Annotated in this window: 11 protein-coding genes and 1 tRNA gene; 6 read left to right on the top strand and 6 right to left on the bottom strand. The window is 65.2% G+C overall.

The window, feature by feature from the left end:
• Positions 1-110 precede the first annotated feature (110 nt).
• Positions 111-200: transfer RNA gene (locus tag RO07_RS15570), tRNA-Ser, on the bottom strand.
• Positions 201-512: 312 nt separating this feature from the next.
• Here RO07_RS15570 and RO07_RS15565 point away from each other — a divergent pair.
• Entirely contained in the window at positions 513-2,234 is a 1,722-nt protein-coding gene (locus RO07_RS15565; RefSeq protein ID WP_039412050.1) for an acyl-CoA synthetase, read from the top strand.
• Positions 2,235-2,351: 117 nt separating this feature from the next.
• Here RO07_RS15565 and hemW read toward each other — a convergent pair whose 3' ends face one another.
• Genes hemW through rph form a run of 3 tightly spaced genes read right to left on the bottom strand, consistent with a single transcriptional unit; the run spans position 2,352 to position 4,935 of the window.
• Positions 2,352-3,581 carry a radical SAM family heme chaperone HemW gene (gene hemW / locus RO07_RS15560; RefSeq protein ID WP_039412047.1) on the bottom strand — a complete coding sequence of 410 codons (1,230 nt, stop codon included), beginning with the start codon at positions 3,579-3,581 and terminating at the stop codon, positions 2,352-2,354.
• Between the two features lie 5 nt (positions 3,582-3,586).
• Positions 3,587-4,204 (bottom strand): RdgB/HAM1 family non-canonical purine NTP pyrophosphatase, encoded by a 618-nt coding sequence (gene rdgB, locus RO07_RS15555; protein ID WP_039412044.1) that lies wholly within the window; start codon positions 4,202-4,204, stop codon positions 3,587-3,589.
• A 2-nt stretch (positions 4,205-4,206) separates the two neighbouring features.
• The gene (gene rph, locus RO07_RS15550) at positions 4,207-4,935 is read right to left on the bottom strand and encodes a ribonuclease PH (protein WP_039412042.1); all 729 of its coding nucleotides are present in this window, start codon (positions 4,933-4,935) and stop codon (positions 4,207-4,209) included.
• Positions 4,936-5,147: 212 nt separating this feature from the next.
• Between rph and RO07_RS15545 the strand changes: the two genes are divergently transcribed.
• From RO07_RS15545 to RO07_RS15530, 4 genes are all read left to right on the top strand, one after another.
• Positions 5,148-6,077: a YicC/YloC family endoribonuclease gene (locus tag RO07_RS15545; protein WP_039412039.1), complete on the top strand. Its 930-nt coding sequence runs from the start codon at positions 5,148-5,150 to the stop codon at positions 6,075-6,077.
• Positions 6,078-6,083: 6 nt separating this feature from the next.
• A complete protein-coding gene (gmk, locus tag RO07_RS15540) occupies positions 6,084-6,761 on the top strand; it encodes a guanylate kinase (RefSeq protein ID WP_039412037.1) in 678 nt (225 codons plus the stop codon).
• 100 nt (positions 6,762-6,861) lie between these two features.
• Positions 6,862-7,068, top strand: coding sequence for a DNA-directed RNA polymerase subunit omega (gene rpoZ / locus RO07_RS15535; RefSeq protein ID WP_039397582.1), 207 nt, complete (start codon positions 6,862-6,864; stop codon positions 7,066-7,068).
• 60 nt (positions 7,069-7,128) lie between these two features.
• On the top strand, positions 7,129-9,549 hold the full coding sequence (locus RO07_RS15530; protein ID WP_039412034.1) for a RelA/SpoT family protein: 2,421 nt from the start codon (positions 7,129-7,131) through the stop codon (positions 9,547-9,549).
• A gap of 107 nt (positions 9,550-9,656) precedes the next feature.
• Here the strand turns inward: RO07_RS15530 and greB are convergent, their stop codons facing one another.
• A complete protein-coding gene (gene greB, locus RO07_RS15525; RefSeq protein WP_039412031.1) occupies positions 9,657-10,217 on the bottom strand; it encodes a transcription elongation factor GreB in 561 nt (186 codons plus the stop codon).
• Positions 10,218-10,406: 189 nt separating this feature from the next.
• Between greB and RO07_RS15520 the strand changes: the two genes are divergently transcribed.
• Complete coding sequence (locus RO07_RS15520; protein ID WP_039412028.1) at positions 10,407-11,306, top strand: pirin family protein; 900 nt, start codon at positions 10,407-10,409, stop codon at positions 11,304-11,306.
• Positions 11,307-11,329: 23 nt separating this feature from the next.
• Here RO07_RS15520 and RO07_RS15515 read toward each other — a convergent pair whose 3' ends face one another.
• Positions 11,330-13,948 (bottom strand): cation:proton antiporter domain-containing protein, encoded by a 2,619-nt coding sequence (locus RO07_RS15515; RefSeq protein ID WP_052267356.1) that lies wholly within the window; start codon positions 13,946-13,948, stop codon positions 11,330-11,332.
• Positions 13,949-14,164 lie beyond the last annotated feature (216 nt).

Below are 14,164 nucleotides of genomic sequence, written 5' to 3'. Positions count from 1 at the left end.
CGCAACGAGGTACAGACTACCGATCGCACATCCTATTACGAACCGGGAACTGCGGAGCACCGCCCACAATTGTCTTGTCAGCAGCCACTATCAAGGAAACCAAGAAATTCTGGCGGAGGCGGTGAGATTCGAACTCACGGAAAGGTTACCCCTTCGCTGGTTTTCAAGACCAGTCCATTAAACCACTCTGGCACGCCTCCGAGGCGTTGCGCACGACGCAATGTCGCGGCAAGAGATGCCGTCTGGCGCGACGGCTTGGGATGCGTGCGGTCCGGGGGATTCGGCGTCGGGCTTCCGGCGCAGACCGGTACCGCACGGCAGCGCGCATTATACCTGCTCATCCCGCCGTGTGAAGCCTTCATTCTGCCTAAATCGCTTCGCGCCTCCCATATTTCCTCGAGTTTGCCCGTCGCCCCTTGTCTTGCCCGCGCCCGGCATGCATCATGCTTCAAGACGTGCGGTGAACGCCCTTTGCGCACCGCGCGAGGCTAGACATGACCCGGAGACAGCGCATGGATGCCGACACCTCCCATACGCCCGCCCACGAGACGTCGTCAGACGCCGGCGGACAACGCCCCAACGATTCCGCCGCCAGCGCCTTCGCCTGGCAGATTCCGACGCTGTTCAACATCGGTGTCGACGTCTGCGACAAGTGGGCCGACGGCAGCAACCGCCTGGCACTCATCCACGAGAGCGCCGACGGCTCGCACGTGCGCCTCACGTTCGACGTCCTCAAACAACTGTCCAATCAACTCGCCAACGAGTGGCGCGCCAATGGCGTGAAGACCGGCGACCGCATCGGCATCTTCCTGCCCCAGTCGCCCGCGACGCTCGTTGCCCACGTCGCCGCCTACAAGCTCGGCGCGATCGCCGTGCCGCTCTTCACGCTCTTCGGCCCCGAAGCGCTCGCCTACCGGCTGCAGAATTCCGGGGCGACGGTGCTGGTGACCGACCTGGCGAGCATCGGCAAGATCGACGACATTCGCGGCGAGTTGCCCGATCTGCGCCTCGTGTACGTTGTGCACGACGATCTGCCCGAAGCCCATCATCACGTCGCCGACGATCAGGACTGGGGCGTCGCGGAAGACGGTCTGCTCGCCCTGTGGCCGGCGATCGCCTCGCGCGACGCACACTTCGATGCCGTCCAGACCCGGGCCGACGCGCCCGCGCTGATCATCTACACCTCGGGCACCACCGGCAAACCGAAGGGCGCCCTGCATGCGCACCGCGTGCTGCTCGGTCACTTGCCCGGCGTGGAAACCTCGCACAACGGCTTTCCGCACGATGGCGATCTGATCTGGACGCCGGCCGACTGGGCGTGGATCGGTGGACTGCTCGACGTGCTGCTGCCCGCATTGCACCACGGCGTGCCCGTGCTTTCGCGCCGCTTCGAGAAGTTTGATCCGGTCGCGGCGTTCGATCTGATGGCGCGTCACGGCGTGCGCAACACCTTCCTGCCACCGACCGCGCTCAAGATGCTGCGCACCGTCCCGTCGCCGCGCGAGCACTGGCCGCTGCAACTGCGCTCGGTCGCCAGCGGCGGCGAATCGCTCGGGCCGGAACTGCTCGCCTGGGGACGCGAACATCTCGGCGTCGAGATCAACGAGTTCTACGGCCAGACGGAATGCAACATGGTCGTCTCGTCATGCGCGGCCGAGTTTCCCGCGCTGCCCGGCGCCATCGGACGCGCTGTGCGCGGCCACGACGTGACCATCGTCGATGACGACGGCACGCCGTTGCCCGTCGGCACGGTCGGCAACATCGCCATCGCGCGACCCAATCCCGTGATGTTCCTCGGCTACTGGCACAACCCGGACGCCACGATGGAAAAGTACCGCGGCGACTATCTGCTCACCGGCGACTCGGGTTTCATGGACGAGCAGGGTTACATCACCTTTACCGGGCGCTCGGACGACGTCATCACCAGCGCGGGCTATCGCATCGGTCCGGGACCGATCGAGGACTGTCTGATTCGCCATCCGTCGGTGCAACTGGCCGCCGTGATCGGCGAGCCGGACGCGCTTCGGACCGAAATCGTGAAGGCCTTCGTGGTGCTGCGCGAAGGGCACGAACCGTCGGACGACCTCGCGCAGGACATTCAACGCTTCGTCAAGAGCCGGCTCGCGGCGCACGAATATCCGCGCAAAGTCGTGTTCCTGCCGGAACTGCCGATGACCGTCACCGGCAAGATCATCCGCAAGGCGCTCAGGGAGATGGGCGCCGCGGTGGGATGATTCACCGGGGAGCGCGCGAAAAAAATGCGACGTCGAAGGGCGTCGCATTTTTTAATGGGGTCGACGTGAGCGCAGCGTTGTTCCGGGGCAGATGCTGCGCCAACGGGAAGCGTCACGTCACGTAGCGTCGCGATCGAGAAACATGCCTTGCAGGTCGTTCAGGAAGCGCTGTCCGAGCTCGGTCGGTGCGATGCGCTGCGGATTGTCGACGAGCAGCCCTCGCTTGACGGCTTCGTCCAGCGCTTTTGCGATGCGCGCCATCGGCAGCCCTGTGCGGTCGGCGAACAATTCGCTCTTCACGCCATCGGTGAGCCGCAGCGCGTTGAGCATGAATTCGAACGGCAGGTCGCGCGCATCGACCTCGCGCTCTTCCTGGATCGCATTGCCGGCTGTCGCCGCTTCCATGAACCGCTGCGGATGCTTGTGACGAATCTGCCGAAGCACGCGATGCGGAAACGAAATCTTGCTGTGCGCGCCGGCGCCGATGCCCAGATAGTCGCCGAACTCCCAGTAGTTCACGTTGTGCCTCGCACGGCGATGCGGCTGCGCATACGCGGAAACCTCGTAATGCCCATAGCCGGCCGCCGCCGTGCGCTCCGCGATCCAGTCCTGCATGTCGGCGGCGGTGTCGTCGTCGGGCACTGTCGGCGGATACTTGTGGAACTGCGTGTTCGGCTCGAGCGTGAGGTGATACAGCGACAGGTGCGGCGGTGCGAACGACAGCGCCGTCTCCACGTCCTGCTGGCATTGCGCGAGCGTCTGATTCGGCAGTGCAAACATCAGGTCGAGGTTGAAGTTCTCGAAATTCGCCTGGGCGATCTCGATGGCATGACGCGCTTCGTCGCCGTCGTGAATGCGCCCGAGCGCCTTCAGATGCTCGCTGTTGAAACTCTGAATGCCGATGGACAGGCGGTTGACGCCACTCGCCCGGAAGCTGCGGAACTTGTCCGCCTCGAAGGTGCCAGGGTTGGCCTCCATGGTGATTTCGGCGTCGGCGTCGAGCGGGAGCAGGGCGCGCAGATCCGACAACAGACGGTCGAGCCCCGCCGCCGACAGCAGGCTCGGCGTGCCACCGCCGATGAAGACGGTATGGACAGGGCGCCCCCACACCAATGGCAGTGCCTGTTCGAGATCCTGACGCAGCGCGTCGAGATAGGCCTGCTCGGGAAACGCCTGCGCACCGCCCTCGCCACGCCACTCGTGCGAGTTGAAGTCGCAGTACGGACACTTGCGAACGCACCACGGGAAGTGCACATACAGCGACATCGGCGGCAAGGCGGGCAGACTGATCTTGCCGGGCCGCAGGAAGTTCTGTACGGGCAACGTGGACTGACTCATACTGCTCATGTCGCTCAGGCCTCCCGGCCCAACTTTTCCAGCAGCACGCGCAGCGCTCGCGCGCGGTGGCTGTGCGCATTCTTGACGGCTGGATCGAGTTCGGCGGCCGTCTGGTCGAGCGAGCGGATCAGGAAGTGCGGATCGTAGCCGAAGCCATGCGTGCCGCGCGCAGTATCGACGATCTCGCCGTCCCAGCGGCCTTCCGCAATGATCGGCTGCGGATCCTCGGCGTGGCGCACCAGCACGAGCGCCGCGAAGTAATAGGCGTTGCGATAGCCCGGCGTATCGGCGTGCGGCGCGAGTTGTTCGATCAGATGGCGATTGTTGGCGGCGTCCGATTTTTCGCGACCGGCGCGCGCCGCATAGCGTGCGGAATATACGCCCGGCGCGCCGCCGAGGATCGGCACGCACAGCCCGGAGTCGTCGGCCAGCGCGGGCAGACCCGTCGCGGCTGCCGCGTGGCGCGCCTTCGCGAGTGCATTCTCGATGAACGTCACGTGCGGCTCCTCCGCCTCGGACACGCCGAGCATGCCCTGCGGGATCAACTCGATGCCGAGCGGCTCGAACAGCGACGTGAACTCGCGTAATTTGCCCGGATTGTTCGATGCCAGGACGATCTTTTGCATGGCCATCGTCAGACTCCCAACGCGCGCTTTTGCGCGTCGATCAACTGACGGATGCCGACGTCCGCGAGATCGAGCAACACGTTGCTTTGCGCGCGCGTGAACGGCTCGCCCTCGGCGGTACCCTGAATTTCGACGAAACCGCCTTCGCTCGTCATGATGACGTTCATGTCGGTGTCGCACGCCGAGTCTTCGGCATAGTTCAGATCGAGCACCGGATGGCCCTGGTACAAACCGACGGAGACGGCCGCGACATGCGCGCGAATGGGCGACGCGTCGAGCTTGCCCTCGGCGAGCAGCTTCGAGACGGCGTCGTGCGCGGCCACGAATGCGCCGGTGATAGAAGCGCAACGCGTGCCGCCATCGGCCTGAATGACGTCGCAGTCGATCTGGATCGTGCGCGGGCCGAATTTCTGCAAGTCGAATACGGCGCGCAGCGAGCGGCCGATCAGACGCTGAATCTCCTGCGTGCGACCGCTTTGCTTGCCGCGTGCGGCTTCGCGATCGCCGCGCGTGTGCGTGGCGCGAGGCAACATGCCGTACTCGGCGGTGAGCCAGCCCTGGCCAGTGTCGCGTAGAAAGCCCGGTACCTTTTCTTCCACGCTCGCCGTGCAGATGACCTTGGTTTCGCCGCACTCGACAAGCACGGAACCTTCGGCGTAGCGGGTGTAGTTGCGGGTGATGCGCACGGGGCGCAATGCGTCGTGCGCACGGCCGTCCGGGCGGGTGATCTGCGTCATGAGTGAGTGTCCTGCGAGGGGAATGGATTCGGTAATACCCGAATGGTATCGCTAAACGCGACCGGCTTGGCGGTACGGCCCGTCGCCGCGCGCGGGTTCGGGGACTTCCGGCCGGAAAATGCGATAATCGCGTTTCATCCATTGCATGCGAATCCGGTTGCTGCTCTGGCCCGCCGACAAACTGTCACGGGCGTGTGGTACCGGTCACCCCGATGAAAGACAACAACATCTACAGTATGACCGGCTACGCCAGCGTCACGCGCGACATTGCGCATGCCGATGGAGCCGCAGGCGCGAGCGTGTCGGTCGAATTGCGCACGGTCAATTCGCGCTTTCTCGATCTGGCGTTCCGCATGCCCGAAGAAGCGCGCGCGTGCGAGCCGGTGCTGCGCGAAGCGCTCACCGGCAAGCTCTCCCGCGGCAAGGTCGATATCCGTATCAACGTGCAGCGCCCCGAGAGCGGTACGAGTGGCGCGCTCAATCTCGATGCCGTCAAGCAGCTTGCCGATCTGGAGCAGCAGGTCCTCAAACTGTTTCCCGATGCCGAGCGCATGCGCACGGGTGAGATCCTGCGCTGGCCCGGCGTGCTCGGCGAAGAGTCGGTGACGGCCGACGCGTTGCGCGATGCCGTGATCGATGCGGGGCGCGCCGCCATCGGCGATCTGGTCGACGTGCGCAAGCGCGAGGGCGCGCAGCTCAAGGCGAGCCTGGTCGAGCGCATCGAGCGTATGGAAGCCATCCTCACGGGACTGCAGCCGCTTGTGCCGGAGTTGATCGCGCGCCATCAGCAGAAGATCGTGGATCGTCTGCAGGAAGCGCTGGGTGTGGTCGTGCCGGAAGGCAGCGCCGTGCCGGGCAAGGAAGAGATCGCCGAGCGCATTCGTCAGGAGGTGACGATGTACGGCGTGCGCATCGACGTGGCGGAAGAGCTCACACGACTCGATGCCCACCTGAAGGAAACCCGCCACATCCTCGACAAGGGAGGACTGGTCGGCAAGCGGCTGGACTTCATGATGCAGGAGCTCAATCGCGAAGCGAATACGCTCGGCTCGAAGGCCGCCTCGAAGGAACTCGCCGATGCCTCGATGGAGCTCAAGCTCTATATCGAGCAGATGCGCGAGCAAGTGCAGAATCTGGAGTAAGTCAGCATGTCCCCGCAATCGCAAGCCCCGCAAACCGCCCTGCACGCCGAGTATCCCGGCAACCTGTTCATGGTGGTGGCTCCCTCGGGCGCGGGCAAGTCCACGCTCGTGAACGCGCTGCTCGCGCAGGACGCCGAGATTCGTCTGTCGATTTCGAGCACCACGCGCGCGCCCCGCCCGGGCGAGGAAGACGGTGTGCAGTACCACTTTCTGACGGCGGAGGATTTCGTCGCCCGCCGCAAGCAGGGAGAGTTTCTCGAGAGCGCCGAAGTGCACGGTAATTATTACGGCACTTCGCGCGTGTGGATCGAAGAGCAGATGCGCGACGGCCACGACGTGCTGCTCGAGATCGACTGGCAAGGCGCGCAGCAGGTGCGCAAGCGTTTCATCAACGCGGTCGGCATCTTCATTCTGCCGCCGTCGATCGCGGCGCTCGAGGAGCGTCTGAAGAAGCGCGGTCAGGACGAGCCGAACGTGATCACGCGACGCCTGCTCGCCGCCGGTGGTGAGATGGCGCATGCGCCGGAAGCCGACTTCATCATCATCAACGAAGACTTTCAGCGCGCGCTCGCCGAACTGCAGGCCGTGGTCACCGCCACGCGTTTGCGCTTCGCTTCGCAGCGTGCGCGTCACGAGTCGCTGTTCGTCGAACTGGGCATTCATTCGCCGCAGGAAGACGAGTAACCGATCACCGCACGGCGCAGCCTGCGCGCGGCGTTCGCGTTTTACGCGGGGGTGCGCCGGCTGCGATAGAATACGCCTTATATTGAGAAGGAACCTCCCTATGGCCCGAATTACCGTTGAAGACTGCCTGAAACAAATTCCGAATCGCTTCGAGCTCGCGCTCGCCGCGACCTACCGCGCCCGCCAACTGGCGCAAGGTCATACGCCGAAGCTCGAGAACAACAAGGACAAGCCGACCGTCGTCGCGCTGCGCGAAATCGCGGCGGGTCAGGTCGGGATCGAGATGCTCAAGAAAGTGCCGCTCTGATCAGGAGACTGCACTGATGCGATGTGACGTTCCGGGCCGCTCGACGATGCAGGTACACGTATGAGTCACGCGAAATCACCGGCCACGTCCATCGCTGCGGACGAACCCAAAGTGGGGGAGCCCAAGCCCGAGCGCAAGAAGAAAAAGGGCGAGAGCGCCACACGTCAGTACATCGACGCACTGCTCGAGCAGTCGTACCGGCATCTGTTCGGTCCGACCGCGACACCTGAGCAGCCGCGCAAGCACGAAGTCGTTTCGATTGCCCGCCTGAAGGGCATGCTTGGGGAATACCTCAAGGAAAGCGACCTCGCGCAGATCAAGGAAGCCTTCCAGTTCAGCGACGAGGCCCACCTGGGCCAGTATCGCCAGAGCGGACAGCCTTACATCACCCATCCCGTCGCCGTTGCCGAGATCTGTGCCGAGTGGAAGCTCGACGCACAGTCGATCATGGCCGCCTTGCTGCACGACGTGATGGAAGACCAGGGCGTGACCAAGGCCGAACTCGCCGAACGGTTCGGACCGAAGGTCGCGGAACTGGTGGACGGCCTGTCGAAACTCGACAAGATGGAGTTTCGCAGCCGCGAAGAGGCGCAGGCCGAGAGCTTTCGCAAGATGCTGCTCGCGATGGCGCGCGACGTGCGCGTCATTCTCGTCAAGCTCGCCGACCGGCTGCACAACATGCGCACGCTCGGCGTGACCTCGACCGAGAAGCAGCGTCGCGTGGCGCGCGAGACGCTCGACATCTATGCACCCATCGCCCATCGTCTGGGCCTGAACAATACTTATCGCGAGCTGCAGGACCTGAGCTTCGCGAACTACAACCCGCGTCGTTATGCCGTGCTCGACAAGGCCGTGAAGGCCGCGCGCGGCAACCGGCGCGAGGTGGTCGGCAAGATCCTCGACGCCGTCGAGAAGGCGCTCAAGGACGGCGGCGTGAGCGCCGACGTCTTCGGTCGCGAGAAGACGCTCTTCAGCATCTACAACAAGATGAAGGAGAAACAGCTGTCGTTCTCGCAGGTGCTCGACGTGTACGGCTTCCGGGTCGTCGTCGAGTCCAACGCGCAGTGCTACCTCGCGCTCGGCGTGCTGCACGCGCTCTACAAGCCGGTGCCGGGCAAGTTCAAGGATTACATCGCGATTCCAAAGGTCAACGGCTATCAGTCGCTGCATACGACGCTGGTCGGCCCCTTCGGCACGCCGATCGAGTTTCAGATCCGCACGCGCCGCATGCACGAGATCGCGGAAGCGGGCGTGGCGGCGCACTGGCTGTACAAGAACGGCGGCGCCGACATGAACGACGTGCAAAAGCACGCGCACCAATGGCTGCAGTCGCTGCTCGACATCCAGAGCGAGACGGGCGATTCGACCGAATTCCTCGAACACGTCAAGATCGACCTGTTCCCCGACGCCGTCTACGTGTTCACGCCCAAGGCGCGCATCATGGCGCTGCCGCGCGGTGCGACGGCGCTCGACTTCGCCTATTCGGTACATAGCGATCTGGGCAACCAGTGCGTGGCCGTCAAGATCAACAACGAGCTGCTGCCGCTGCGCACCGAGTTGAAGAACGGCGACATCGTGGAAGTCATCACCGCGCCGTACTCCAAGCCGAATCCGGTATGGCTCGGCTTCGTGCGCACGGGCAAGGCGCGCTCGGCGATTCGTCATTACCTCAAGACGATGCGCTTTGCCGAGTCGGTGCAGCTGGGCGAGCGTCTGGTCGAGCAGGCGCTCAAGGGCTATGGCCTGACGATGGGCGAGATCTCGCCGGAGCTGTGGGACAAGCTCGCGCAGTGGACGGGCAACAAGGATCGTCAGGACATCTTCGCCGACATCGGGCTCGGCCGGCGCGTGGCGGCGGTCATGGCCAAGCGTCTGGCGGTGCTGACCTCGGGCAAGGAAAGTGACGAGACGGACAGCCCGGACGATCCGGACTCGCCACGCACCGGCGACGAGAACGTCGGACCGCCGGTGCTCATCACGGGCACGGAAGGCATGTCGGTGCAGTTCTCGGCGTGCTGCCGTCCGATTCCCGGCGACGCGATCATGGGCTACATCGGTATCGGCATGGGCATGGCGATCCATACGACCGATTGTCCGGTCGCGCGCCGCATTCATCGCAAGGATCCCACGCGCTGGATCGACGTGGCGTGGGCGCCGCAGCCCGGACGTCTGTTCGACGTCGGCATCAAGGTGCTGGTGCGTCACAACCGGGGCGTATTCTCGCGCGTGGCGGCCGACATCACGGCGTCGGACGCGAACATCGTGCACATCGGCATGGACGAGGTGGTGCCGGACGAATCGGCCACGCTGCGCTTCCTCATCCAGGTGAGCGATCGGGTGCATCTGGCCAACGTGATGCGCCGTATTCGCGTGAATCCGGATGTGATGCGCGTGTCGCGGGAGCGTCCGAGCGAGCGGCATCCGGAAGAGCTGCATGCCAACCACGTCATGCGCGTCACGCGCGAGCGCGGCAGTTACTGACGCGGCGCCCGGCGCACCCGCCTTGAAGGCCGCGCCGGTTCCGTCCGATCCTTCTTTTTCTTCTTCTGCTGCTTTTCGACGATTTCCCTTTCGGCGATGATCCGCCGTTACTCCGATGGCGGATAGCGCACGTCCAGAATCTCGATCTGTTCGAGCCCCGCGGGAGTGCGCAGCGGCACGGTGTCGCCGACCTTCGACTTGGTGATCGCGCGTGCGATCGGTGAAATCCAGCTGACGTGGCCGCGGTCGAGGTCGACCTCGTCGATGCCGACGATCATGATCGTGTGCTCGTCGCCCTTGCCGTCGGCGTACGTCACTTCGGCGCCGAAAAAGACCTGGTCGACGTTTTCCTGCCGACGCGTATCGACGACCTCCGCCTTGTCGAGCCGTCGCGTGAGAAAGCGGATGCGCCGGTCGATTTCGCGCAGTCGGCGCTTGCCGTAGATGTAGTCGCCGTTCTCCGAACGGTCGCCGTTGGACGCCGCCCACGACACGACCTTCACCACCTCGGGGCGCTGATTGTCGATGAGATCGAGCAGCTCTTCCTTGAGGCGGCGATAGCCGGCTGGCGTGATGTAGTTCTTGGTGCCCGGTGGAATCTCCGGGGCACCGGCGTCGAGATCGTCATCGTCGTCGCCGTTGTCTTCCTTGACGAAGGCCTTGTTCATAAGTCGGTGCGCGTCGCAGCGGCGCGCTTCAATGCGTTTCGGGATCCCTGCATTATAGGAGCGAAGCGCCGCGCGCACGATGCACCTCTCATCCTCAGGTGTCATGGAAGGGGGCACCAATGTCATCTACAATCGTTCGACACGATTCCCCACCTGTCCGACGCCGGACCCTCGCAGGAGATATGCGCCATGACCGGTTCCTCCAGTCCTTTTCTCGCCGTCCTCAAGCCGCATCAAAGCGACATCGGCGCCTTCACGGTGCAGCGCAGCCTGCCCAGCCTGCCGTTCAAGACCGTCGGCCCGTTCATCTTCTTCGACCATATGGGCCCCGCCACGCTGGCGCCGGGGCAGGGCATGGACGTGCGCCCGCATCCGCACATCGGGCTGGCCACCGTCACTTACCTGTTCGACGGCGAGATCTGGCACCGCGACAGCCTCGGCAGCGACCAGCGCATCACGCCGGGCGCCGTGAACTGGATGACGGCCGGACGCGGCATCGTGCATTCGGAGCGCACGCCGCCCGACGTGCGCGAGCGCGGCGGCGACGTGCACGGCATTCAGACCTGGGTGGCGTTGCCGCAGGCCGACGAGGAGACGGCGCCCACGTTCGCGCATCACGAAGCGGCGTCGTTGCCGGACATCTTCCAGCCGGGCGTGCACATGCGCCTGATCCTCGGCGAGGCATTCGGCGAGAAGGCGCCGGTGAAGGTGTTCTCCCCGATCTTCTACCTGGCCGTGGACATGGAGCCGTGCTCGGCGTTTGTATTGCCGCCGGCGTATCCCGAACGGGCGGTCTACACCGTGCAGGGCGAAGTGACCGTGAACGACGAAGTGCTGCCCGAGCAGCGTATGGGCGTTCTGGCGCCCGGTGCGGACGTGCGTATCGTCGCGGGCGACAAGCCGGCGCGTCTGATGCTGCTCGGCGGTGCGCCGCTCGATGGCGATCGCTTCATCTTCTGGAACTTCGTGTCGTCGAGCCGCGAACGCATCGAACAGGCAAAGGCGGCGTGGACGGCGCAGGAAATGGGCAAGGTGCCGGGCGAGACGGAATGGATTCCGTTGCCCGAGCGCAAGCCGTCGGCGCAGTGAACCACGGCGCCGGACGAACGCCGCTACGCGCTGAGCACGATCACCGAGCAGCGGCGTTCCTCCAGCAGTCGATGCGAGATGCTGCCGAAGTTCAGCCGATCGCCGAAGCGCGGCTGCACGCCGAGCACCAGCAGGTTGTGTTTGCCGTGACGGATCTGATGCAGCACGGCGTCTTCCACCTTGCCGCCGGCGAGCAGGCGTGTCCGTAGCGCCACGCCATTGCGTTCGGCCAGCGCGTGCAGGTTCTCGAACATGGCGGCTTCCGCGGTGTCGGGACGCAAGGTTCGTGCGCGCCAGCGCCGGTGCAGCATGCCGGGGGCGACGCGCGCCGAGACGTGAAGCGCCGTGACCGGCGCGTGCGCCGCGCGCGCCAGGGTGATCGCAAGCTCGGCGGCGTGGCGCGAATAGTCGGTGCCCGACACAGGCACGAGGATATTGAGCGGCGCATCAGGCTCGCGGACATGCTCGCCGTGCGCGAGCACGATGCCAATGGCGCCGTCGAACGCCTTCGTGAGCGGCAGCACGCCAGTGGGCAGCGGCAGGGGCGGGACGTCGGATTCGGACTCCTGGCCCTGCGCGTCGAAGCCGGCAATCACGAACCCGTAGCCTTTGGCGATCTCGTCGAAGATGCGCGTGGCCTCGTGGCTGTTCTCCGGCTGAGAGGCCTTCTGCTCGCGGGCGGCGTCCGAGGGATCGTCGGCGATGAATTCCCCTTCCTGCTTCGCCTCGCTCACGTGCTTGTCGTCGTGCGCTTCGCCGACGGGTTCGAGCTTCGGCGCGTTGCCGGAGGGCTCATCGTCCTGCGCATCGCTGTTCGGTGTCTTGTCCGCGACCTCGGCATCCTCCTGATTCCCGACGGGGCCGTGCGGCAGTTCCGGTGACTTCGGCGGCGGCTTGCCGGTGCGCTCGCGCAGTACCAGACGGGCCGCTTCGCGAGCGTCGTCGCGGTGTTTGTCGTCCTCCACACCCGGCGTGCCCGGCGCACGCGCCACCGCGACCTTGGCGGCGGCCAGCGCGATCTCGTAGGCGTCGCGACCGGCGCCTTCCTCGTCTGCCTTGCTCGTCTTGTCCGCCTTATCCGCCTTGACCGTCTTCCCGCCCTTGCCTGGCGTTCCGGTGGCCCGGTCCGCCTGGCCGCCGTGCTTGCCCGTCTTCGTGGACGACCCGCTGTCTACGGCTGTGCTCACCTCGCGGGCCGTCTTGCCGCCGTCGGTCTCGGCAGGCATCGGTGCCAGCACCGTGGCGAGGGTGCCGCGCACACCGGCCGTCAGTCCCGCGATCCACGCGGCGAAGCGGCCGTTGGCGCTGCCGTCGACCGCCGCCAGAATGCGCTCGACGTGCGGCAGGAAGTCCCTTTCTTCTGCGGCTTCCTTTTCCAGTCGCGCCTTCTCCTGCTCGGACAGCGGGATGCGCACCAGCGCACGCCGCAGCACGGGCGGCATGATGAGCGTGGTGACGAGCGCCATGATGACGATCATCGTGAACAGGTCCTGGCTCAATACGCCGAGCGAGAGCCCGATGCTCGCGACGATGATCTCGGTGGACCCACGTGCGTTCATGCCGGTCGCCAGCGCGAGCGCTTCGGCGCCTGACATGCCCCCGAGGCGTCCACCGAGGAAGCAACCCGAGAACTTGCCGACGCTGGCGATCAGGATCAGGCCGGCCACGAGCCCGAGCATGCGCCAGTCGAGCAGGATGGTCAGATCGACCGACAGGCCCGCCACGCCGAAGAATACGGGCGCGAAGAGCGCCACGATGAGCCCGCGCAACTGCGCTTCGATCTGCTCGGTGAGGATGGGCGACTGTCCGATCATGACCCCGGCCATGAACGCGCCGAGCGCGGTATGTACGCCGAGCCTGTCGGTGGCGAGCGCCAGCACGAACGTGATGACGAGAATCGCGCTGAGCACTGGCATCTCGATGGTGAAGCGGTCGTTGGTCCAGCGGATGGCGACCGCCACGGCCCGTTTGCCCACGGTGAAGCACAGGGCGATGAAGAGCAGGGTGCCGCCCAGACTGAACGACAGATGACCGATGTCGATCGAGCCGCTCGCGCCGAGGCCGGCAATGGCCGCGATGATGATCCAGCCCGTCGTATCGTCGAGGATGGCTGCCGCCAGGATGATCTGACCGATGTCGCGCCGCAGGTAATCGACTTCACGAATGACCATCGCTACGACCTTCACGGACGAGATCGACAGCGCCGTGCCGAGAAAGAGCGAGGTGACGAGTCTCGCTTCGGGGTGCGGGAGCAGGGCGTCGGGCAGGTGCCAGCCGAGCGCGACGCCGCAGACGAAAGGGAGGATCATGCCGCCGGCGGATGCGAAGATCGCCATGCGCTTCATCCGACGAACGAGACCGAGGTCGGTTTCCAGGCCGGTCGAGAGCAGAAGCAGCAGCACGCCGAGCTCCGACACGGCGTCGAGCATCTTCTTTTGCGCTTCGTTGTCGGGAAAGACGGCGTGTTGCCAGGTGGGCAGCAGGGCGCCGAAGACGGAGGGACCCAGCAGCACGCCCGCGAGCAGTTGCCCCATGACGGCAGGCTGGCGCAGGCGCTGCATCACCTCGCCGAGCAGCCGGCCGACGAGCACCAGGAGAAGAATCTGGGTGAAGAAGACCGCCGTGCCGTGTCCTGCGTGCATGTGCCTCCCTGCCTGTCGTGGGACGCGCGCCGGCAGGGGAACCCCGCGCGCCGGAATGCGTCCTTACCGATTTGCCTGGATTTGTCCGGTTTTGCGATTACCATGCGTGGAACACGCGGCCGTATCGGGAGATGGCGCCCAGACCCGCATTCAGGGTCTCGATGGCGCTTGCAACGAATACCGACCGCCGTTCACGCAATTTACCACGCTCGATAA

Source organism: Pandoraea pulmonicola (assembly GCF_000815105.2).
GTDB lineage: Bacteria > Pseudomonadota > Gammaproteobacteria > Burkholderiales > Burkholderiaceae > Pandoraea > Pandoraea pulmonicola.
Note: the sequence above shows the minus strand (reverse complement) of the source record. Positions and strands in the feature narration are given on the sequence as shown.

What these genes read in the sequence shown, in the direction of transcription:
- rph (WP_039412042.1), bottom strand. Translation starts at nt 4,935, where the DNA reads ATGACGCAGATCACCCGCCCGGACGGCCGTGCGCACGACGCATTGCGC.
- rpoZ (WP_039397582.1), top strand. Translation starts at nt 6,862, where the DNA reads ATGGCCCGAATTACCGTTGAAGACTGCCTGAAACAAATTCCGAATCGC.
- RO07_RS15565 (WP_039412050.1), top strand. Translation starts at nt 513, where the DNA reads ATGGATGCCGACACCTCCCATACGCCCGCCCACGAGACGTCGTCAGAC.
- hemW (WP_039412047.1), bottom strand. Translation starts at nt 3,581, where the DNA reads ATGAGCAGTATGAGTCAGTCCACGTTGCCCGTACAGAACTTCCTGCGG.
- RO07_RS15515 (WP_052267356.1), bottom strand. Translation starts at nt 13,948, where the DNA reads ATGCACGCAGGACACGGCACGGCGGTCTTCTTCACCCAGATTCTTCTC.
- rdgB (WP_039412044.1), bottom strand. Translation starts at nt 4,204, where the DNA reads ATGGCCATGCAAAAGATCGTCCTGGCATCGAACAATCCGGGCAAATTA.
- RO07_RS15520 (WP_039412028.1), top strand. Translation starts at nt 10,407, where the DNA reads ATGACCGGTTCCTCCAGTCCTTTTCTCGCCGTCCTCAAGCCGCATCAA.
- gmk (WP_039412037.1), top strand. Translation starts at nt 6,084, where the DNA reads ATGTCCCCGCAATCGCAAGCCCCGCAAACCGCCCTGCACGCCGAGTAT.
- greB (WP_039412031.1), bottom strand. Translation starts at nt 10,217, where the DNA reads ATGAACAAGGCCTTCGTCAAGGAAGACAACGGCGACGACGATGACGAT.
- RO07_RS15530 (WP_039412034.1), top strand. Translation starts at nt 7,129, where the DNA reads ATGAGTCACGCGAAATCACCGGCCACGTCCATCGCTGCGGACGAACCC.
- RO07_RS15545 (WP_039412039.1), top strand. Translation starts at nt 5,148, where the DNA reads ATGAAAGACAACAACATCTACAGTATGACCGGCTACGCCAGCGTCACG.